This window comes from Streptomyces sp. NPDC093984, assembly GCF_044764595.1.
GTDB lineage: Bacteria > Actinomycetota > Actinomycetes > Streptomycetales > Streptomycetaceae > Streptomyces > Streptomyces cynarae.
The window spans coordinates 1,178,847-1,199,226 of sequence record NZ_JBIWIM010000001.1 but is presented as its reverse complement, the minus strand read 5'-3'; the positions used below and the strand labels follow the sequence as shown (position 1 = coordinate 1,199,226).

The following is a 20,380-nucleotide window of genomic DNA, read 5'->3' as shown; positions in this document are numbered from 1 at the left end:
GGCCCCGGCGGGAGCCGCTCTCAACCGAGGAACCGGTTGACCTCGTGGGCGAAGTCCTCGTGGTGCTGGAAGAGGAAGCCGTGCCCGGCGTCGCTGTAGAGGACGATCTTCGCGTCGGGCAGCACCTGCGACATCGCGTACGTGGCGTAGGCGTGGATCATCACGTCGTGCGCGCCGTTGGCCACCAGAACGGGAAGCATGAGTTCCCCCTGTCGGTGCCAGAAGCCCTCGAAGCCGGCGATGGCCGTCAGCTGGCCGCGCACCGCCTCCGGTCCCACCACGGCGTGCGACTCCTTCAGCCGGTGGTCCAGTCGCCGCAGCGACGCCAGACCGGCCGCCCGCGCCCGCTCGGTCTCCGGGAAGAACAGGTACAGGAAGTCCTCGTCGTGGTTGACCGGCTTGCCCACGGTCTGCCGGGTGCGCTCCGGCTGCGGGGGCAGATCGGGCACTCCGCCGGCGGAGCTGCCCGCCACGACCAGGCGGTGCACGAGGTGCGGAGCGGCCAGGGCCACGCCCTGGGCCACGATGCCGCCCATGGACCAGCCCAGGAGGTCGATGTCGGTCAGGCCCAGGGCGTCGATGAAGGCCAGGGAGCCCTTGACCATGTCGTCCATGGCCTTCGGCGGTTCGCCGGTGGAGAAGTTGACCCCCCGGTTGTCGAAGACGATGACCTCGCGCTCGGCGGCAAGCAGGTCGAGCAAAGCCGGGTCCCAGTGGTCGATGGTGCCCCGCAGGCGCATGTGCATGATGAGTGGGCGGGTGCCGGCCCGTCCGAAGCGGCGGTAGGCGAACCGTTCGCCCTCGGGTCCGTCGACGTACCGGGTCTCGGCCGAGTCGGCCAGATAGGTGGTCATGAGAGGCTCCTGTCGGATGTCTGCCGCCGGTTCCGGAAGGCCTGCCGGCTGCTTCCGCGGCGACGGTCGCGGCCGAGGCGGACCGGGCGATGCGCGAAGGCGGACGGGCGGGGCGGAATGGATGGCCGGGTCGGGTGAACGGGATGCTCGGGTCGGGTGAACGGGATGGTCGGGTCGGAGGGGCCGGGCGGACCGGAAGCTTCAGACGTGGCGGCCGGCCAGCGCCAGATACTGGTGCACCGAGCGCACCGCGCTCGCGCCGTCCCCTGCCGCCGCAGCGACCCGCTTCATGGAGCCCCTGCGCACGTCCCCTGCGGCGAAGACACCCGGCACACTGGTCTCGTAGGGCAGCGGCGCACGCTCCGGCTCCCGCCAGAGTGATCCGAGGCCGCCCGACGTCAGTTCACGGTCGGTCGGGATGAACCCCTTCTCGTCCAGCTCTACGTGCGAGAGCCAGTCGGTGGCCGGTTCCGCGCCGATGAAGCAGAACAGCCCCGCGCAGTCCGTCCGGAACGCCGCCCCCGCACGACCGGTCAACGACACACCCTCCAGACGCTCCTCGCCGTGCAGCGCGGTCACCTCCGTACCGGTCAGGACGGTGATGCGCGGATCGCTCAGAATGCGGTCCACCAGGTAGGCGGACATGCCGACGCCGAGGTCGCCGCCCCGCACCACCAGGGTGACCGCGGGCGTGTGACGCGCCAGGTGGAGCGCCGCCTGCCCGGCCGAGTTGGCGCCGCCGACCACGGCGACCGGGCGGTCCGCCACGGCTTGGGCCTCCAGGTCGGTGGCCGCGTAATAGATGCCGCGACCGGTGAGTTCCCGCCACCGGTCCAGTGGGAGCGAACGGTAGGCGGCCCCGGTGGCCAGCACCACCGCGCGGCTGTGGATCCGGGTGCCGTCGACCAGGGTGACCACATGTGTGTCCCCGTGCGTCTCCAGGGCCACCACCCCGCAAGGGCTGGCGATGTGGGCGCCGAACTTCAGCGCCTGCACGGCGGCGCGCGCGGTCAGGTCGGCGCCGCTCAGCCCGAAGGGGAAGCCCAGGTAGTTCTCGATCCGGGCGCTGGTGGCCGCCTGGCCACCGGTGGCCACCGCGTCCAGCAGTACGGTCTTCAGGCCCTCGGACGCCCCGTAGACGGCTGCTGCCAGTCCCGCCGGCCCGGCGCCTACGACGGTCAGGTCCGCCGTTCCGGAGCCGGTGCGGCGGTAGGACAGGTTGAGCCGCTCGCTGAGGAAGCCAGGAGTGACCCGGGGCATCACCTCACCCGTCATGAGGGCCAGCGGCAGATCGGCTGCGGTGTGGCCGACCGCCGCCAGGGCGCTTTGGCCTTCGGCGGAGTCCTCCTCCAACCAGGAGTACGGCACGCCCTGGCGGGCCAGGAACGTCCGCAGCGCCAGGCCCTCGCCGCTCTCCGCGTCGCCCACCACCCGCAGCGTCCGCCCGCTCGCCTGCCTCAGCAGCCGTCGCCGGGCCAGGAACGCCCGCAGGAACAGGTCCGACAGATCCGTCTCCCGGGCCATGAGCAGCCGGAACGAGCGCGCGTCCACGCGATGGACCGTGCCCGCGCCGGTGACCCGGATCGTCAGGTCCCGCCGCTGTCCGGTGAGCAGGTTGAGCTCTCCGGTGAACTGACCGGGGCCGTAGCTCATGAGCACCTCCTCGCGGCGGCCCCCCTCCGCCGGGCGCAGTGCCTCCAGTGCCGCGGTTCCGCACAGCACCAGATCCCCGGCCTCATCACCGGGGCCGAAGAGCACCTGTCCGGCGGCGACCTCCTCACACCTCGCGTATCCGGTGGCCCGGGTGAGCTGTTCGTCGTCCAGCCGGAGCGACGCGACGGCGGCGAGCACCTCAGGGTGGTCGCCTATTTCAGGAAATGAGCTTGGCATGTGCCGAACGTCCCATCAGGTGTGTGCCGGATCCACACGTAGGTCTGCCGCATCACACACGCGGGTTTCAAACGTGTCGGGCATGGCGGTGGTGCCCAGGCCACCGGGAGACACCGGGCGGGCGGGGCTCTTGCGGCAGGGCCGCACCGGCCCGGCTGCCGCGGGCCGTGGCCCGGGAGGCCGGTCCACGGGCGCGGCCGGACACGGGCTAACGCGCGAACGGCTCCGTTGCCAGCACCTCGTCCGTGGTCAGCACGTCATGGGCGATCAGCGCGTAGCGCCGCACCATCTGCTCGTACGAATCGGGCCCGCCCTCGGGGGCCGTGGCGTCCTTGACGAGGGTCACCCGGTAACCGCGCTCCATGGCGCTGCGCGCCGTCGACTCCACGCACATCGTGCCGATCATGCCCGCCACGACGACGTGCTCCACACCGCGTCGCTTCAACTGCGTGTCGAGATCGGTGGTGGCGAAGACGTCCAGGTTCTTGTGCGGCGCGATGGTCACGTCACCGGGGCCGGGAGTGAGGTCGGGGTGGAATTCAGCGCCCCAGCTGCCGGATTCGAACATGCGGTTGTCGAACATCATGTGATGGATGCCCGACTTGTGCTTCCAGTTCGTGTACTCCTCGTCGGTGTACGACATCGGCGAGAAGAACGAGGGAAAGCCGCTGGCGCGGAAGCCCGCCAGCAGCCGCTTGAGGTTGCCGAGGGTGCCGATCCGCTCGAACTCCGCCTTGAAGCCGGGATATCCCTTGCCCTGCTCGGAGAAGACCTCGTTGACGGTGTCGATCAGCACGAGACCGATCGGTGCCGTCGTCGTGGTTGTGTTGGACATCGTGGCATTCCTTTCATTCGCCGCACAGGGCCGGGCCGCCCTACCGGACGGGGACTGATGCGGGCCCGGGCCCGGCGCGGTTCGAGTGCGATGACGGCGTCCCGCGACACCACCACGGCCGGCCCGTCGGGCGTCATCCCGCGGAGGTGGATGACGCCCGGTGGCGGATCACTTGGCGAGGAAGGCGAGGAGGGCCTTGTTGACCTCGTCGGCGTGGGTCCACAGCAGGCCGTGCGGGGCACCTTCGACCTCGACGTAGTCGGCGGAGGGCAGTGCCTTGTGGAAGGGGCGCGCGGTGGAGTCGATGGGCAGGATGTTGTCGGCGGTGCCGTGGAGGATGAGGGTGGGAACGTCGATCTTGGGGATGTCGGCGCGGAAGTCGGTGAACCAGGTCAGCGGCGCGGCGGCGGCAGCGTGGGACCCGCCGGAGGCGGCGACGTTCCAGCTGTTGCGCACGGCTTCCTCGCTGATGCGGGTGCCGAGGTTGTCGTCGAGGTTGTAGAAGTCCTTGTAGAACGCGGTGTAGTAGGCGTAGCGGTCGGCCTTGACGGTGGCGGAGATGCCCTCGAAGAAGTCGATCGGGGCGGCGCCGTCGGGGTTGTCGTCGGTCTTGAGCAGGAACGGTTCCAGGGAAGCCAGGAAGGCGGCCTTGGCGACGCGGGCGGAGCCGTAGGTGCCCAGGTAGCGGCCGACTTCGCCGGTGCCCATGGAGAAGCCGACGAGTACGGCGTCGTTCAGGTCCAGGGTTTCGAGGACCGTGTTGAGGTCGGCGGCGAAGGTGTCGTAGTCGTAGCCGGTGGTGGGCTGGCTGGACTGGCCGAAACCGCGGCGGTCGTAGGTGATGACGCGGTAGCCGGCCTCCAGCAGGGCCGCGGTCTGCTTCTCCCAGGAGTGGCCGCTGAGCGGGAAGCCGTGGATCAGGACGACCGGCTGACCGGTGCCGTGGTCCTCGTAGTACAGCTCGATCTCGGTGGAGTTCTCCTCGCCGACCTTGATGTACGGCATCGTTCTTCCTTTCGCAGGTGCGATGCCCTCTACCGGACCGGTGGGCCGGACGAGGGGCGGACGCCGCGGAGGCGGCGCCGAGTTACGCACCCAGCTTCACCGCGGACGACGGTCCGGGAATCTGTCTAATGACTTACGAGGTGCCGGATGCTTGACTGAAGTCTCCCGACGCCCGACGCCCGACGCCCGAAGCCCGACCACGTGTTCGGCAGTGCCCGCGCGGCGGGCAGTTGCGGATCGGACTACTGCCTCCGGGCGGGGCTCGTCGGTGGCGGGCGGCTCGGAAGCCGGTGAGGGTGATCTTGCCGATGGAGGTGCCGGACTCCAGGAGGCGGTGCGCCTCGCGGCCTACTCGTCGGTAATGGTCAACTGACCGATGCGTCGGCCACGCGCCGTTCACGAGAGTTCTTCTGCCGGTTTGGGCAACCGCCCACCCGGTGGGGGAGGAACGTTGTTGGTGGGACGCACGCGCGAACTGCACGCTCTGGAAGCCATGCTCGGCGAAGTGGAGAACGAGGGGACGGCGCTGCTCCTGCAGGGCGATCCCGGGGTCGGGAAAACGGCGTTGCTGGACGCCGTGGCCGCACGGGCCCGGACGAACGGACTGCGTGTGGTGCGCGTGGTCGGCGTGGAGAGCGAGCAGGAGCTGGCGTTCTCCGCGCTGCACCAGCTGCTCTACCCGCTGCTCGACCACGCCGCGGAACTGCCGGCCTTCCAGAGCGGGGTCCTGGAGCAGGTCTTTTCCATCCGCGAGGGCTCGGATCTGGGACGGTTCGCCATCTCCGCGGCCGCACTGGCGCTCCTGCAGATCGCGTCCAGGGCGCACGCCCTGCTGGTGGTCGTGGACGACGTGCACTGGATCGACCGTTCCAGTGCCGAGGTGCTGACCTTCATGACCCGCAGGCTGAGCGGCTGCCGGGCGGCCGTCGTCATGGCGACCCGTGGCGGGTGGAACGGCTTCCTCGACATCACGGGCATACGTGTGCTGAACGTCGGCCCGCTGTCGGCCTCCGACGCACTGGCGCTGCTGGACAATAGCCATCCGGGCCTCGCCGAATCGACCCGGCGACGGCTGCTGGAGGAGGCCGAGGGCAACGCGCTCGCCCTCGTGGAGCTGCCCGGGCAGCTCACCCCCGCCCAGCGGGACGGCGCCGATGCCCTGCCGGTGAACCTGCCCCTCAGCAGCCGGCTGGAGAGCGTCTTCGCCGACCGTATCCGCAGACTCGACACCGTCACGCGTTTCGTCCTGCTGCTGACCGCGCTCGACGGCCAGCGCCCCGGCAACCTGCGGGACATCCGGGCGGCGACGGTCCAGGCCGGTCACGACTGGGACGACGGCCTGCTGGAGACGGGCGAGCGCACCGGACTCATCCGCGTGGACCACCTGGCCGAGCAGATCACCTTCCGCCATCCCCTGGTCCGTTCCTGCACGGTCCACATGTCCCCGGGCGGACGCCGCAGAACGGCGCACCGGGCACTGGCCGCGATCATGGAGCAGCACCCGGAGCGGCGCGCCTGGCACCTCGCCCACGCCGCCGACGAACCCGACGAGGCGGTCGCCCTCGCGCTCACCCGGGCCGCAGAGCGGGCCCAGGCCCGTGGCGGCATCGCGGAGGCAGCCGTGGCGTACCGCCGTGCGGCCGAACTCAGCCAGGACCCCGCCGAACGTGCCCGCCGTCTCGACAAGGCGGCGTTCGCCGCCGCTGTCGCCGGCCTCCTGGAGACGGCCCAGGAACTGGCCAGTGCCCAGAGCGCGGAAACGCTGCGGAGCGCGACGACCGCGGCCTACGTGCAGTTCCACCGCGAGGGAGACATGGACACGGTCTTCCGCATCCTGCTCCCCGCCATGGAGGCGGCGCCCCGGAGCACCGCCGCCGAGGACGTGGAAGCGTTCGACGACGCCTTCTACGTCCTGTTCAGCGCGGCGGTGTGGGGAGGGCGTCCGGAACCGTGGCCTGGCGTGTACCGCGTCCTCGACCGGGTCTCCGAGGCCGCGCGCATGTGCTTCGACGCCGTCGCCGACCCGGCGCGCACCGCTCACGGCGTACGGGAACGGCTGGACCGGGTGACGGCCACGCTGCCCCCCAGCACACCGCTGTTGCGCGTCAACCTGCTGATGTACGCGGCCACGTACCTCGACTGCTTCACCGACTACGACGGCGTGTGGCGGGAGCGCGTCGGGGCCGACGCCTACGACAGTCTGCGCGCCGCCGTCGTGGCCAGAGCCCATGAAGCCTTCATGCGGGGTGACTGGGACAGAACGGTCGCCCTCGCCACCCACGGGATCGCCGACGCCACCGTTCACGACTACAACCTCATCCACATCCTCCTCACCTACGGACTGGCCATGGTCGCGAGCGGCCGCGGGGACGAGGAGGCGCTGCGCGACCACTGCGACACCATCGCCGCCTGGGCCGAGCCGCGACGGGCGCAGCTGCTGATGAGCACGTTGAACGAGTGCCGGGCACGTGCCGCGGCCGGCCGGGGGGACTTCGAGGAGGCCTACCAGCTGGCCTCCGAAGTGACTCCCGCGGGTGAACTCCCCACGCACTACCCCCACTTCCAGCGATTCTTCCTGGACCTGGTGGAGTCCGCCATGCGGACCGGCCGCAAGGCCGAGGCCCGCGCACACGTCGCGGCGGGGCAACGGGCGCGCCTGGGCGCCATCTCGCCGCACCTGGAGGTCATCCTCGCCGCGGCCGCCGCGATCGCCGCACCCGACGAACGGGCGGGCGAGCTGTACGAAGCGGCCCTCGCCATACCGGACGTCAGCGTGTGGAGCTACGACCATGCCCGGATCCGTCTGCTGTACGGGGAGTGGCTGCGCCGCCGCCGCGAGTACAAGGCCGCGCGCGCCCAGCTGAGCGCGGCGCTCGAACTGTTCGAGCAGCGTCTGAAAGCGCCGCTGTGGGCCCAGCGCGCCCGCAACGAGCTCCGCGCGGCGGGCGTGGGCGTCGGGGTGCCGCAGGACGGAAGGGCGGCGGCGATGAGCGCACAGGAGCGCCGCATCGCCGAACTGGCGGCGAAAGGGCTGACCAACAAGGAGATCGGCCAGCAGCTCAACATCTCGCCCCGGACCGCCGGCGCACACCTGTACCGGGTGTTCCCCAAACTGGGCATCACCTCCCGGGCCGCGCTGCGCGATGCCCTGCGGGTGCTCGACGAGGCACAGACCGTCTGACGCCCTGCGCCGTCGCGGCTGTCCCGCGTCCTCACGGCTGCCCGTCCGGATGCCACCGGGCCCGTCGGCTCCTCGTCACCCTCCCGGCGGCCGGCCCGGCTTGCCCCGCGGACCGGCCGCCCCCGCGGACCGGCTCGCGTCAGGCATCCGGTTGCGACGAGCCCTCCCTGACGAATCGGCTCGTCGCCTCAGCTCGGGGCATCGGACCCCCACGGCTGCACCTGGACCGAGTAGGAAGCGCCCAGTCGCTTGGCCCGGAACCCCAGCGCCCGCACGGCGTCCAGCAGGGCGCCGGTCATGATGCTCTCCACCTGGGTGACACGCGCGTCGAGGGGCGTGTACGCCGCCTCGTGCGGGGCCCAGCTGATGAGGAGGGAACCGGGCCCGTAGTGCTCCGGGCAGGTCCGGATCTCCACTGCACCGGTCAGGGTGTCGCTCTGTATCCCGAACCCCGCGCGCAGCAGGGCGTGGACCAGGTCTGGCGCGATCCCGGCGCGGTCCAGGCCCAGCGAGGCGACGATGGACCGCGCCTGCCGGCACAGCGCCTCACTGCCGGATTCCGGCGCGGCCGCGGGGCCGCGGCGCATGCCGGGCCGGGTCACTGTGGTGTCGAGGATGTTGGTCATGGGTTCACCGCGGGGAGGACGGAAGGTGGCGGCGCGGAGTCGGCCGGGACTGGTGGTAGCGGTGGATGTCGCGTGCGCAGCACACCTTGTGGGTCCACGCCTCGCGGACTGCGAAAGGGACCAGCGCCGCCGCGGCCACCAGGGTCCCGGCGAGCGGCGCCAGCATGTAGACCCAGAACAGGTGGTAGTCACCGGAGACGACGTGGGGCCCGAAGTTGCGTGCGGGGTTGAAGCTCGCCCCGGTCCGTGAACCGGTGGCGGTGATCAGCCCCCAGATCACGGCGGCGACCACCCACGGCGTCGACCGGGGCCGGGGCCTGGCCGTCATGGCCGCCAGTACCCACAGCAGGACGGCGGTGCTCAGGAGCTCGCCGAGCACCACGGCGGCGGGACCGTCCCAGCGGGCGCCGGGCTGGATCAGTCCGTCGTGGACCGCGGTGACCCGGTCACCCCACAGCCCCCGGGCGAGGAGCGCCCCGAGTACCGACCCGCCCAACTGGAAGACGGTGTAGCCGAGCAGATCCGCGACGCCCAACACGCCCCGCACCGTCATGAACAGGCTGATCGCCGGGTTGAGGTGGGCACCGGACTCCTTGCCGGGCGGCGTGAGGGAGAACACGGCGACGCTGCCGCCGACCACGGCCCCCACGACAGCCAGGCGGGCGGTGAGCGGCCATGAGGACAGGTACGCGCCGTCGGCCCTCATCGTCACGGAGACCGCGGTGAGGGCGGCGAGAACGAGCCAGGCCGAGCCCAGCGCCTCCGCCAGGTACGAGGACAGCGGCCGGCCGAGAACGACCCATCGTGCGCCATTGACCAGGGCCCGCCGCTGTGGCGGCTCGGGCCGCTCGCTGCCGCGGGCGGCCGGCGGAGCCGGAGTGTCCGCCGTCACGGACGCGTCCGGCCGTCGGCGGGACCCGGTCATGGCTGCCTGGGCGTGGTGACGCCGATCATGGTGTCCCGGGTGACGAGGGCGGCGAGCTCCTGCTCGTTCATGCCCTCGGTCCCGGCGGGACGCATCGGCAGCACCAGGTAGCGCATGTTGGCGTTGCTGTCGTGGACGCGGATGGTCACGTCATCGGGCACCTCGGTGCCGAACTCCTTCAGCAGAGCCCGCGGTTCACGCACGGCACGGGCACGGTAGGGGCGGCTCTTGTACCAGTCCGGCGGCAGTCCCAGAACCGGGCGCGGGTAGCACGAGCACAGCGTGCACACGACGAGGTTGTGCACCTCGGGCGTCTGCTCCAGCACGATCAGCTTGGTGCCGTCGTAGTTGTCGATGCCGAACTCCTCGATGGCCGCCGTGCCGTCTGCCAGCAGGCGCTCCCTGAAGTCCGGGTCCGTCCACGCCCGGGCGACCAGCGCCGACCCGAGCGCGGGCTGGTGCGCGTCGAGCGTTTCGACCATGGCGCGTACCTCGTCGGCGGAGATCAGGCCCTTTTCCACGAGCAGTTCGCGGATGGCCTGCTGCAGGACGTCGAAGTAGTCCGGTTCTTCGGCGGTGTTCTCGATGGGGGCGTGCGGGTCCGCCGCACCGGTGCCGCCGTGCGTGTGGTCGCCGTGGTCGACGGTGCCTTCCGCGTGGTCGTGCGTGGTCGTCACGAGGTCACGGTCCTTCCGTGGGGGAGTGGTCGACCGGCTCCAGCCAGTGCTCGTATATCTCGAGTTCGAGGACGTCGTCCGCCGGTCCGTCATAGTCGGGCCAGAGGGCGGACTGCTCGATGCGCACCCGGTACAGGCGCACATCGGTACCCTCGTTGACGCCGTACGCCTCCCGCTCGGGGTTGAGGAAGCAGGGAAGGACGCGCTCGATCCTGCCTTCCTTGCCGCGGACGTAGACCGGGGTCCGCACGTGTCCGGGGGCGTCGCGGTCGGCGATGCGCACCCGCTGGTTCTCGACGAAGCGAGTGCTCATGTGGCGACCTCCGCGAGCCGGGCACGGATCTCGCTCATCCTGGCGCCCAGTTCCTCCGAGGTGATGACGCCCTTCTCGATCAGCACCTTGGAGGCCGAGACGGCCCACCTCTCGTAGTAGGTGAGTTCGCCGATGATCTGCGCTCCGAGGTCCTCCACCCCACGGCGCTTCTCCTCCGTGTTGACGAGCTTGTGCTCGGCGAGGACGTTGAGCAGCGCGTGGCAGTTCTTCTCGAAGGGTGTCATCTCGTGATCCGACTGGACGACCGGCCCGGCCGGCAGTCCGCCGAGGTCGTGCGCGGGACGCACGACCATGTCGCTTTTCGTGGTCACTGCTCTCCTCGGGTGCCCGGTGCCGAAGGGGGGCCTGTTTCGGCAAGGGACCTCGCGGGTCCGTTGCGAACGTGTGAAGTGAGCTTGCGGCAACCGGCCGAACCGAGACATCTGTCAAACGACTGAACGGCCTCGGCGGGCAACCCATGCATCGATCTCGGCGTGGGACGTCCGGATGGCGCTGATCGGCTTCTCGATCACATCCAGCTTCGACTTGCCGACGTTCGAGCCGAGTTCCTCCACCGAGACCTCTCCTACGACATGCGTCGATGCCCGATCACCACGCTGACCTTGGTTCGGCCGGGCCGGGTATCCGTCGGATGACCATGGTCGGGGTCGGTCTCGTCACCGGGTTTCCTGGTCACGTGACCTATGGCGACATCGCCGTTCGCGCCCGCACACTCCGGGCATGCCATTTTTCGAAGGGTCCGACGGTGCCCAGCTGTACTACAAGGACTGGGGAAGCGGTCCCCCCGTCCTGTTCAGTCACGGCTGGCCGCTGAGCGCGGACGCGTGGGACGTCGAGTTGAAGCTTCTCGCCGACAACGGATTCCGCGCGATCGCCCACGACCGGCGCGGCCACGGCCGCTCGGAGCACACCTGGACCGGCAACGACATGGACACCTACGCCGCAGATCTCGCGGCCCTGGTAGGCGGTCTGGGCCTGTCGGAGGTCGTGGTGGTCGGGCACTCCACCGGCGGCGGTGAAGTGGTGCGCTATGCCGTGCGTCACGGCGCGGGTCGGGTGCGCAAGGTCGTCACGGTCGGCGCCGTGCCACCGGTGATGGTGAGATCGGAGACGAATCCGCAGGGAACCCCGCTGTCGGTGTTCGACGAGATTCGTGCCCGTGTGCTCTCGGACCGGTCGCAGTACTGGAAAGAGCTCGCGCTGCCCTTCTACGGGTTCAACCGGGAGTGGGCGGCTTTGTCCCAGGGGCTGGTCGACCACTTCTGGCTGCAGGCCATGCGCACAGGGTTGGCATCCGCCTACGACTGCGTGCAGGCGTTCTCCGAGACGGACTTCACAGAGGATCTGAAGGCCTTGGATGCGCCGATCCTGATCGCCCACGGTGACGACGATCAGATCGTGCCGATCCACGATGCCGCATCGAAGGCGATCGAACTGGTCCGGTACGGCACACTGCGGGTGTATCCCGGTGCACCGCACGGCATTCACGGCGACTACCAGCAGGAGCTGGGCCGCGACCTGCTCGAGTTCATCCAAAGCTAGTCACATCGTGCCCGGGCGGGCGCGATGTACAGCCGATCGCGACATCGCCGGCGAAACCAGCGGCTTACGACGCGCTCCTGCTGTGCTTGAATCCGCCCGGGTGCGCCCGCTAGCCGTGGTTCCGTTCCACCAAGCGGACGTCGGCCGGCCGAACGCTGCTGCCGTCTCGCCGACGGAAACCGACACTGACGGGTTCGCCGCTGACGGTGTCGATGAATCGGTTGCCGCTGCTTTGGGAGCGGTTCAGGTGGACGTGGCCCCACTGCCCCATCGCTGCCAACACCGGCGCGAGGTCGCGCCCGGCGTCGGTCAGCACGTAGCGGCTGCGCGTGCGGTCACCGGGCCGCTGGTAGTCGACGGCCTCCATGACGCCTGCTGCCACGAGCTCGGCCAGCCGGGCGCTCAGGACGTCGGACGCCACCCCCAACCGCTCTCGGAACTCCGAGAAGCGCGATCGGCCGAGCATGGCCTCGCGAACGATCAGGACGGCCCATCGCTGGCCCAGCACCGACATGGTGCGTGCGATCGGGCAGGGGTTGTCGAACCATGGATCGACGCGCATGGCCCCACCCTAGCTGGATTGGTCGGACCAAGCCAGCGTGTTAGCGTGGCGAGGTGATATTCGGGCGATCAGCGGAACTTGCCGTCGTCAGCGACACGCTCGCGTCGATCTCCACCAGCGGTGCGGCGCTGGTGATCGAGGGCGAGGCGGGCATCGGCAAGTCCACACTGTTGGAGGCCGCCGCCGATCGGGCAACCGCCGACGGGTACCGCCTGCTCGGTTGCTCCGGCCTGCAGAGCCAGACCGAGGTCGGCTTCGCCGGGATTCACGAACTCATCCACCCGCTGCTGGGCCAGGCCGTGGAGTTGCCGCGTCGCCAGCACAGCGCCCTCATGACCGCGTTCGGGCTGGAGGACGGCCCCGCCCCGGATCGGTTGCTGGTCAGCCTCGCGGTGCTGGGCCTGCTGGAGGAAGCCGCGACCCAGCGGCGCCTGCTGCTCGTCGTCGACGACGTGCAGTGGCTCGATCAGTCCTCCTTGGACGTCCTGGCTTTCGTGGCTCGCCGGCTGACCAACGCGCCGTTGATGCTGCTGTGTGCCGAGCGGGCGGGCCTCGGCGGCTGGGCGGTACGCCTGGAGGGGGTGCCGCGATTGGCGTTGGGTCCGCTCCAGCTCGCGGACGCGCGACAACTGCTGGCGTACACGCTGCGGCAGTCGCCTCACGAGGTGGACGCCTACCTGCAGCAGCGTGTGCTCGAACAGGCAAACGGCAACCCACTGGCCGTCATCGAGTTGAGTGCCGCGCTCGGGGAACGCTGCGGCGGCACACTTGCCTTTTCGGGCGAGCCACTGCCTACCAGCCAGCGTGTCGAGCGCGCCTTCCTGGCCCAGCTGGAGGCGCTGCCGGACCGGAGTCGCCTGCTTCTGCTGCTGATCGCGGCAGCGCACGGCTCGGTGGCCGAGATCCACGCCGCTTCCCGGAGCATCGGGATAAGCCTCACGGACGAACTGGCGCCGCTGGAGCGAGCAAGCCTGGTTGTTGTCGGCGGCGGCCAGATACACGTACGACATTCGCTGATCCGCTCCACCGTGTACAGTGCCGCTCCTCTGTCGGCCCGCGCGATCGTGCACCGCGCCCTGGCGGATGCCACGACCGATCCGAGCCGGGCGGCGTGGCATCGGGCCGAAGCGGTGTTCGGGCCCGACGAACGTGTGGCGGCCGACTTGGAGCGCGCGGCCGAACGCACCCGGGCGCGAGGGGCGGGTGCCGAGTCTGCTGCGGCGTTGCGGCGAGCGGCGGTGCTTTCACCCGATGTGCAGGATCGAGTACGGCGGTTGGCCGCTGCGGCAGACATCGCGCGTGGGGCCGGTTTGACGGCGGAAGCCATTAGCATCCTGAAGGAGGCGGAACCTCTCGCCGAGGAGCATTCCAGTGCCCAACCGCTGGCGATCACCCGGTTCGTGCTGAATGTGACGGCGGCCATACCCGGTCAATCGGCGGACGAACTGGTCGCGCTGGCCGGCAGGTACCCACACGGTGACGTCATGCAGCGGGAGTTGTTGTGGGCAGCCGCCATCGAATGCCGCATGCACGGGCTGGCCGACCGACCGCGCCAGGCCGTCGCGGCGGCCATTCGCAGCCTTGACGACACCCGCGACGACCCGTTGATCGATGTCGCCAAGGCACTCGTCGACGACGTCGGTGACGGGCTGCGGCTGCAGGAGCGGCTCCCCGCTCTCCTCGATCAGCTCGGTGACAATCCTCTGCTGGCGATGTCTCTCGGCTTCGCGGCCGAGGCAGTCTCCCACCGGGGCAGCGCGCTGCGGTGCTGGACTCACGTGCAGAATCAGTCCCGGCGCCGAAGCTCATCAGCCGATGAATGCGAGAGTCTGCGCGGGACGGCCCACCTCCTGATTCAGCAGGGCAGCATTCAGGCGGCGGCGATCACGGCGCAGAATGCGCTGCGTATGGCCGAGGACATGAACCTGCCGATGACCGCGGCGTCCGCGGCGGCTTTCCTGGCCCGCGCACTGGCGTGGCAGGGACAGGCGGAGCGCGCGCGACAGGCCCTCGATCGAGCCCGCCAACTACTGGCAGTTGATCCCAAGATCCTGTGGAACGACGACGCGCACTGGGCGGCGGGACTGGCAGCGCTGTGCGCGGCGAACCACACCGAAGCTCTGCGCCACCTCCTGCGGATGTCGTTGCACCGGACAAGTCGGCGATGGGCCATTGCGGATCTGGCCGAGGCCGGGGCCGGATGCGATCGGCCAGACCTTGTCCGGCCGCTCCTGGCCGACGTCGAAGGGCAAGCCAGGAGACTTGGCACCCGGCTGGACAACCTGCTTGTGGACCGGGCTCACGCGCTGCTGGCCCGCACCGACGATGAAGCCGAGGAACACTTCCGGGCTGCACTGGACGGGAACGAGGGGATCGACGCCGAGTTGGAACTCGCCCGAACTCATCTGCTCTACGGTGAGTGGCTGCGTCGGCGCCGCCGGATCGTGGATGCGCGCACCCATCTGATCACCGCGTTGACAGCTTTCGACGCGGCCGGTGCGGCTCCGTTCGCCGACCGCGCCGCAGCGGAACTCCGGGCCGCCGGCGTGACTGCGCCGGCCGCGGCCAGGGTCGGACCCGCAGCGACGTTGACGTCACAAGAACTGCAGATCGCCCAGCTGGCTGCGTCCGGATTGACCAACCGCGAGATCGCCGACCGGATCTACGTGTCGCACCGCACTGTGGCCGCTCATCTGTACAAGGTGTTCCCGAAGCTGGGAATCACAAGCCGCAACCAGTTGCAGGCGGCCCTCGGGGACGCGGCGCATTACTGACGGCAGTGCTTTGCACCGGCCTCTGTCTCTGTGCGCCCTCTCGCCATCTGAGGAAAGACGGCCCACACCAGGACCGCTGAAAGCGGGCAGGGTCTCTTCACGGCCCGGGACGGCTCCCTCGCCTACGGTCAAATGGCCGATGACCGGCTCCGAACAGACGGACAGACTCGACTTCGTCCCTGCCTTCCCTGCGCCCACCGCTCATGACGAAGGAACCGAAATGTACGTCGACGCGCCCAACCAGGTGATCGAGGCGGCCAACGGAGTGCGATACGCCTACCGCCGCTGTGGGCCCTCCGGAGCTTCCCCGCTGGTACTGCTACCGCACTTTCGCGGAACGTTGGACAGCTGGGACCCCGAGCTCGTCGACGCCTTCGCCGTCGAACGCGACGTCATCGCCTTCGACAACGCCGGCGTGGGGCTCACCACCGGGCGGACCTGCCGGACCGTCCTGGAACTGACTGCCGACACCCTGGCTTTCCTGGATGCCCTGAACGTGCGGCAGCTGGACGTGCTGGGTTACTCGATGGGCGGCTTCACCGCGCAGGAACTGGCCCTGCTCCGTCCCCGTTCCGTGCGCCGCCTGGTCCTCGCCGCCACGGCTCCCCGGGGAGCCTCCGGTATACACGGCTACCCGGACGACGTGCTCGCGCACCTCGACTTCGACCGGCTCGGCGTACAGGGCTACCTCTACACCTTCTTCAACCACACCGAGACGAGCCAGCGCAGCGGTCTGGAATTCGTCGGCCGCTGCATCGAACGCGAACATGACCGGGACGTCCCGGTTCCGGCAGCGGGCCGGGCGGCCCAGTACGAGGCGGTGGTCGAGTGGGGCATACCCGGCCATGCAGCCCTGTCCCGGCTTGCTGCCGTTGACCACCCGGCGTTCGTGGCGGGAGGGGACAGCGACCTCGTCGTGCCGCCCCGCTTGCTGCACCTGCTGGCCGGTTCGCTGCCGAACGCACGGCTGAAGATCTACACCGACGCCGGCCACGGTTTCCTCTTCCAGCACCAACGGCAGTTCTCGCGGGACGTACTGACGTTCCTGCGCTGAGCGGCTGCCGGGTGACGTTCCGCATGACACAGGCGGAGCCTGCCCGAACACTGTGAGGCGTCTGCGGAGCAGTGAAGGACCGACAGTGGGAGGCGGCGCCGAAGGACGGCTTCCACGTGCTGCGGCACAGCTACGCCTCGATCAAGCTGGAAGCAGGGGAGCCCGTGGTGACGCCGGCACGATGGCTCGGGCACTCCGCCCCGGCTGGCACGCCTGGTTACTATGCTCACTTCGTGCCGGAGGCCGGAAGCAAGGGGCGCACCGCCCTTGACGGACTGCTGGGGAGACAGGGAGACGACCATGCCAGTCGAAGCTCCCCAGATTCTCCCCAGGGTTGATCGGGGAGGTCTCCCTGGATTGCACCGCGTTGGAGCTAGCCGTGGAATATAAGGCAAAAGAGCTGTGGGGCCTTGGAAGATGTTGAGGGAGGTCGCCGCAACCCGCTACATCGAGCCCCTACGTTCCGGCGGCTCCGTCCCCGGAGTCGTCGAGGCCGACGATCTGGGGACGTACGTGGTGAAGTTCACCGGCTCCGCACAGGGCACGAAGGCCCTGGTCGCCGAGGTCGTCGTGGGCGAGCTGGCGCGCCGGCTCGGGCTGCGCGTCCCCGAGCTGGTCCTCGCCCACTTCGACCCCGCGATCGGCGCGCACGAACCGCACCAGGAGGTCCGTGACCTGCTGAACGCCAGCCCCGGCCTCAACCTCGGCATGGACTACCTGCCGGGCGCCAGGGACTTCACCCCCGAGGTCGCCCAGGTCTTCCCCGTCGACCCGGTGGAAGCCGGCAGGATCATCTGGCTCGACGCGCTGACCGTGAACGTGGACCGCACGGTGCACAGTTCCAACCTCATGGTCTGGCCCACCTTCGGTATCGCACCCCCGCGGCTGTGGCTGATCGACCACGGTGCCGCGCTCGTCTTCCACCACCGCTGGGACGCTTCCGCACCCGAGAAGGCCTACGACTTCCGCCACCACGCCCTCGGCCACTTCGCCCCGGACATGCGGGCCGCCGAGGACGCCCTGGCGCCGCTCGTGACCGAGGAGCTGCTGCGCGAGGTCACCGAGGAGGTACCGGACGCCTGGCTGACGGACGAGCCGGGCTTCGCGACGCCCGGCGACGTCCGTGACGCCTACGTGGACTACCTCACGGCCCGGGTCAAGGCCTCCGAGGCATGGCTGCCCACCGACTTCCCCACCCAGGAGGAGCGCGCCGCCGAGGAGGCCCAGCGTGCGGCGCGGACACAGCAAGGCCGGCCCGACTGGCTCAAGCGGGTCCCGGACCTGCACGGCGAACCGGCCGCGGAACAGGATTGGTCGGTGCACCTGGGATGACCCACCGTGTCCAGATCGAGTACTGCACCCGGTGCCGCTGGCTGCCCCGGGCGGCCTGGCTGGCGCAGGAACTGCTGACCACCTTCGAGGCGGAGCTGACCGAGCTGTCGCTCAAGCCCGGAACCGGCGGTGTGTTCGTGGTGCGGGTGAACGACGAGGTGGTGTGGGACCGGCGGGAGCAGGGGTTCCCGGAGCCGACGGCCGTGAAGCAGCTCGTACGCGACCGAGTGGCCCCGGGGAAGCCCCTGGGCCACTCGGAGAAGTGAGACCTCAGCCCTGGAGCTGCTCGTAGGCCGGAAGCGTCAGGAAGTCCGCGTAGTCCTCGTCCAGCGCGACCTTCAGCAGCAGGTCGTGGGCCTGCTGCCACTTGCCGGCCGTGAAGGCCTCCTCGCCGAGCTCCGCCTTGATGTTCCGGAGTTCCTGCGCGGCGACCTCGCGGGCGAGCTCGGCGGTGACCCGCTCGCCGTTGTCGAGGACGACCCCGGCGTTGATCCACTGCCAGATCTGGGAGCGGGAGATCTCCGCGGTGGCCGCGTCCTCCATCAGGTTGAAGATGGCGACCGCGCCGAGGCCGCGCAGCCATGCCTCGATGTACCGGATGCCGACCTGGACGGCGTTGACCAGGCCCGCGTACGTCGGCTTCGCGTCGAGGGAGTCGATGGCGATGAGGTCGGCCGCCTTGACGTCGACGTCCTCGCGCAGCCGGTCCTTCTGGTTCGGCTTGTCGCCGAGGACCTTGTCGAAGGACTCCATCGCGATCGGGACCAGGTCGGGGTGGGCGACCCAGGAGCCGTCGAAGCCGTCGTTCGCCTCGCGGTCCTTGTCGGCGCGGACCTTCTCGAAGGCGACCTTGTTGACCTCGGGGTCCCTGCGGGAGGGGATGAACGCGGCCATGCCGCCGATGGCGTGCGCGCCGCGCTTGTGGCAGGTGCGGACGAGGAGTTCGGTGTACGCGCGCATGAACGGGGCCGTCATCGTGACCGCGTTGCGGTCCGGCAGGACGAACTTCGCACCGCCGTCACGGAAGTTCTTCACGATGGAGAACAGGTAGTCCCAGCGGCCCGCGTTCAACCCGGAGGCGTGGTCGCGGAGTTCGTAGAGGATCTCCTCCATCTCGTACGCCGCCGTGATCGTCTCGATCAGGACCGTGGCGCGGATGGTGCCCTGCGGGATGCCGACGTGGTCCTGGGCGAAGACGAAGACGTCGTTCCAGAGGCGGGCCTCCAGGTGCGACTCGGTCTTCGGGAGGTAGAAGTACGGGCCCTTGCCGAGGTCGAGCAGCCGCTGGGCGTTGTGGAAGAAGTACAGGCCGAAGTCGACGAGTGCGCCCGGGACCTGCTCTCCGCCGACCTGGAGGTGACGCTCGTTCAGGTGCCAGCCGCGCGGGCGCATGACGACCGTCGCCAGCTCCTCGTTCGGGCGCAGGGCGTAGGACTTGCCGGTCGCCGGGTCGGTGAAGTCGATGCTGCGGGTGTAGGCGTCGATCAGGTTGAGCTGGCCGAGGACCACGTTCTCCCAGGTGGGCGCAGAGGCGTCCTCGAAGTCCGCGAGCCACACCTTGGCGCCCGAGTTGAGGGCGTTGATGGTCATCTTGCGGTCGGTGGGACCGGTGATCTCGACCCGGCGGTCGTCGAGGGCTGCGGGCGCGGGCGCCACCCGCCAGGTGTCGTCCGCGCGGATCGCGGCGGTCTCGGGCAGGAAGTCCAGCGTGCAGGTGCGGGCGATCTCGGCGCGGCGCTCCGCGCGGCGGGCCAGCAGCTCGTCGCGGCGCGGCGTGAACCGCCGGTGCAGCTCGGCCACGAAGGCGAGCGCCGCGTCGGTGAGGACCTCCTCCTGCCGGGGCAGGGGCTCGGCGTCGACGATGGCCGCCGGGGACGGCGCTGGTGCGGACATGAGGCTGTCACTTCCTTCGGCGAGCTGGCATGAGGGCGTCGCGGCACCGCGTGCCAGGGGCCCCGTACGCGGTCGGCGGCGCCTGGGGAGCGGTCGAGCGCTTCTGATCAGTGGATACTAGTTTCCTCATGGTGGAAGTTCAATGGTTTGTTGATGTCGAGATTCTCCGGGTCGAGGCAAGGTGGCGCACCGTGCCACTCCGCTCACTCGAGGTGGGCCAGGTCCGCCGCCGTGTCGATGTCGTACGCCTGTGCAACGTCCCCGCACTCGACGAGCGTGATGGCGTCGTCGTGCGCCCTCAGATAGGCGCGTGCCCCGCGGTCGCCGGTCGCGGTCCGGGCGACACCGGCCCAGTGGGCCGAGCCGAGCAGGACCGGGTGCCCCCGTACCCCCTCGTACGCGGCCGAGGCAAGCGACTCCTCGTCCCGGAAGGCGGAGAGCACCCGGGCCACCGCCTCCGGACCGATGCCGGGCTGGTCGACGAGCAGGACCAGGGCCGCCCGCGCGCCCGTCCCGGCGAGCGAGGCGAGCCCGGCCCGCAGTGAGGAGCCCATGCCGTCCTCCCAGTCCGGGTTGTCCACCGGCACGCAGCCGGCGAGGTCGGCACGCTCCCGCACGGTGGTGGCCCCCGCTCCCAGCACCACGTGGACGCGGCCGCACCCGGCCGCGCGCAGCACTCCCGCCGCGTGCTCCACCAGCGGGCGCCCCCGGTGTTCGAGCAGCGCCTTGGGCTGCCCGCCGAGCCGCCGCCCCCCGCCTGCCGCGAGCAGCAGCCCGGCGATCCGCCCTTCGTTGTCCGTCATACGTCCTGCTTACCTGACCCGGTGCCGACCGCACGGTTTCCAGGGGCTGAATTTCCGTCCACACGGTGGCGCCCGACACGCCCGGTGGCGTTT

Annotated in this window: 19 protein-coding genes; 6 read left to right on the top strand and 13 right to left on the bottom strand. The window is 70.1% G+C overall.

Annotated elements, in window-relative coordinates:
- Positions 1–20: 20 nt before the first annotated feature.
- From ACIRC0_RS05380 to ACIRC0_RS05365, 4 genes are all read right to left on the bottom strand, one after another.
- Positions 21–854, bottom strand: a complete 834-nt coding sequence (locus ACIRC0_RS05380; RefSeq protein WP_403611474.1) for an alpha/beta fold hydrolase — start codon at positions 852–854, stop codon at positions 21–23.
- Positions 855–1,055: 201 nt separating this feature from the next.
- Positions 1,056–2,744, bottom strand: a complete 1,689-nt coding sequence (locus ACIRC0_RS05375) for an FAD-dependent oxidoreductase (RefSeq protein ID WP_403611471.1) — start codon at positions 2,742–2,744, stop codon at positions 1,056–1,058.
- Between the two features lie 208 nt (positions 2,745–2,952).
- Positions 2,953–3,579: a cysteine hydrolase family protein gene (locus ACIRC0_RS05370; RefSeq protein WP_403611469.1), complete on the bottom strand. Its 627-nt coding sequence runs from the start codon at positions 3,577–3,579 to the stop codon at positions 2,953–2,955.
- Positions 3,580–3,747: 168 nt separating this feature from the next.
- Positions 3,748–4,584, bottom strand: a complete 837-nt coding sequence (locus ACIRC0_RS05365) for an alpha/beta fold hydrolase (RefSeq protein WP_403611467.1) — start codon at positions 4,582–4,584, stop codon at positions 3,748–3,750.
- Between the two features lie 457 nt (positions 4,585–5,041).
- Between ACIRC0_RS05365 and ACIRC0_RS05360 the strand changes: the two genes are divergently transcribed.
- Positions 5,042–7,765, top strand: coding sequence for an AAA family ATPase (locus ACIRC0_RS05360; protein WP_403611464.1), 2,724 nt, complete (start codon positions 5,042–5,044; stop codon positions 7,763–7,765).
- A 188-nt stretch (positions 7,766–7,953) separates the two neighbouring features.
- Here ACIRC0_RS05360 and ACIRC0_RS05355 read toward each other — a convergent pair whose 3' ends face one another.
- The 6 genes from ACIRC0_RS05355 to ACIRC0_RS05330 form a co-directional block, all read right to left on the bottom strand.
- Complete coding sequence (locus ACIRC0_RS05355; RefSeq protein ID WP_403611462.1) at positions 7,954–8,391, bottom strand: hypothetical protein; 438 nt, start codon at positions 8,389–8,391, stop codon at positions 7,954–7,956.
- Positions 8,392–8,395: 4 nt separating this feature from the next.
- Positions 8,396–9,316 carry an MIP/aquaporin family protein gene (locus ACIRC0_RS05350; RefSeq protein WP_403611459.1) on the bottom strand — a complete coding sequence of 307 codons (921 nt, stop codon included), beginning with the start codon at positions 9,314–9,316 and terminating at the stop codon, positions 8,396–8,398.
- The gene (nthA, locus tag ACIRC0_RS05345) at positions 9,313–9,993 is read right to left on the bottom strand and encodes a nitrile hydratase subunit alpha (protein ID WP_403611456.1); all 681 of its coding nucleotides are present in this window, start codon (positions 9,991–9,993) and stop codon (positions 9,313–9,315) included. The genes ACIRC0_RS05350 and nthA overlap by 4 nt, the downstream gene beginning before the upstream one ends.
- A 4-nt stretch (positions 9,994–9,997) precedes the next feature.
- A complete protein-coding gene (locus ACIRC0_RS05340) occupies positions 9,998–10,306 on the bottom strand; it encodes an SH3-like domain-containing protein (RefSeq protein ID WP_403611454.1) in 309 nt (102 codons plus the stop codon).
- Positions 10,303–10,638, bottom strand: a complete 336-nt coding sequence (locus tag ACIRC0_RS05335; protein WP_403611452.1) for a nitrile hydratase — start codon at positions 10,636–10,638, stop codon at positions 10,303–10,305. The genes ACIRC0_RS05340 and ACIRC0_RS05335 overlap by 4 nt, the downstream gene beginning before the upstream one ends.
- Positions 10,639–10,752: 114 nt before the next feature.
- Positions 10,753–10,881 carry a hypothetical protein gene (locus ACIRC0_RS05330; RefSeq protein WP_403611450.1) on the bottom strand — a complete coding sequence of 43 codons (129 nt, stop codon included), beginning with the start codon at positions 10,879–10,881 and terminating at the stop codon, positions 10,753–10,755.
- Between the two features lie 166 nt (positions 10,882–11,047).
- Between ACIRC0_RS05330 and ACIRC0_RS05325 the strand changes: the two genes are divergently transcribed.
- Positions 11,048–11,869 carry an alpha/beta fold hydrolase gene (locus ACIRC0_RS05325; protein ID WP_403611448.1) on the top strand — a complete coding sequence of 274 codons (822 nt, stop codon included), beginning with the start codon at positions 11,048–11,050 and terminating at the stop codon, positions 11,867–11,869.
- A gap of 109 nt (positions 11,870–11,978) precedes the next feature.
- On the opposite strand, the gene ACIRC0_RS05320 is transcribed toward ACIRC0_RS05325, so the two are convergent.
- On the bottom strand, positions 11,979–12,431 hold the full coding sequence (locus ACIRC0_RS05320; RefSeq protein ID WP_403611446.1) for a winged helix-turn-helix transcriptional regulator: 453 nt from the start codon (positions 12,429–12,431) through the stop codon (positions 11,979–11,981).
- Between the two features lie 53 nt (positions 12,432–12,484).
- On the opposite strand from ACIRC0_RS05320, the gene ACIRC0_RS05315 reads away from it, so the two are divergent.
- The 4 genes from ACIRC0_RS05315 to ACIRC0_RS05300 all read left to right on the top strand — a co-directional run bounded on the left by ACIRC0_RS05315 (position 12,485) and on the right by ACIRC0_RS05300 (position 17,857).
- On the top strand, positions 12,485–15,205 hold the full coding sequence (locus ACIRC0_RS05315; protein WP_403611444.1) for a helix-turn-helix transcriptional regulator: 2,721 nt from the start codon (positions 12,485–12,487) through the stop codon (positions 15,203–15,205).
- Positions 15,206–15,425: 220 nt separating this feature from the next.
- Complete coding sequence (locus ACIRC0_RS05310; protein WP_403611441.1) at positions 15,426–16,259, top strand: alpha/beta fold hydrolase; 834 nt, start codon at positions 15,426–15,428, stop codon at positions 16,257–16,259.
- A gap of 417 nt (positions 16,260–16,676) precedes the next feature.
- Positions 16,677–17,591: a HipA family kinase gene (locus tag ACIRC0_RS05305; RefSeq protein ID WP_403611438.1), complete on the top strand. Its 915-nt coding sequence runs from the start codon at positions 16,677–16,679 to the stop codon at positions 17,589–17,591.
- Positions 17,588–17,857 (top strand): SelT/SelW/SelH family protein, encoded by a 270-nt coding sequence (locus tag ACIRC0_RS05300; RefSeq protein WP_103841272.1) that lies wholly within the window; start codon positions 17,588–17,590, stop codon positions 17,855–17,857. Before ACIRC0_RS05305 ends, ACIRC0_RS05300 begins: the two co-directional genes overlap by 4 nt.
- Positions 17,858–17,861: 4 nt before the next feature.
- Here ACIRC0_RS05300 and aceB read toward each other — a convergent pair whose 3' ends face one another.
- On the bottom strand, positions 17,862–19,484 hold the full coding sequence (gene aceB / locus ACIRC0_RS05295; protein ID WP_403611435.1) for a malate synthase A: 1,623 nt from the start codon (positions 19,482–19,484) through the stop codon (positions 17,862–17,864).
- A gap of 203 nt (positions 19,485–19,687) precedes the next feature.
- Positions 19,688–20,287, bottom strand: coding sequence for an NTP transferase domain-containing protein (locus ACIRC0_RS05290; RefSeq protein ID WP_403611432.1), 600 nt, complete (start codon positions 20,285–20,287; stop codon positions 19,688–19,690).
- Positions 20,288–20,380: the final 93 nt, after the last annotated feature.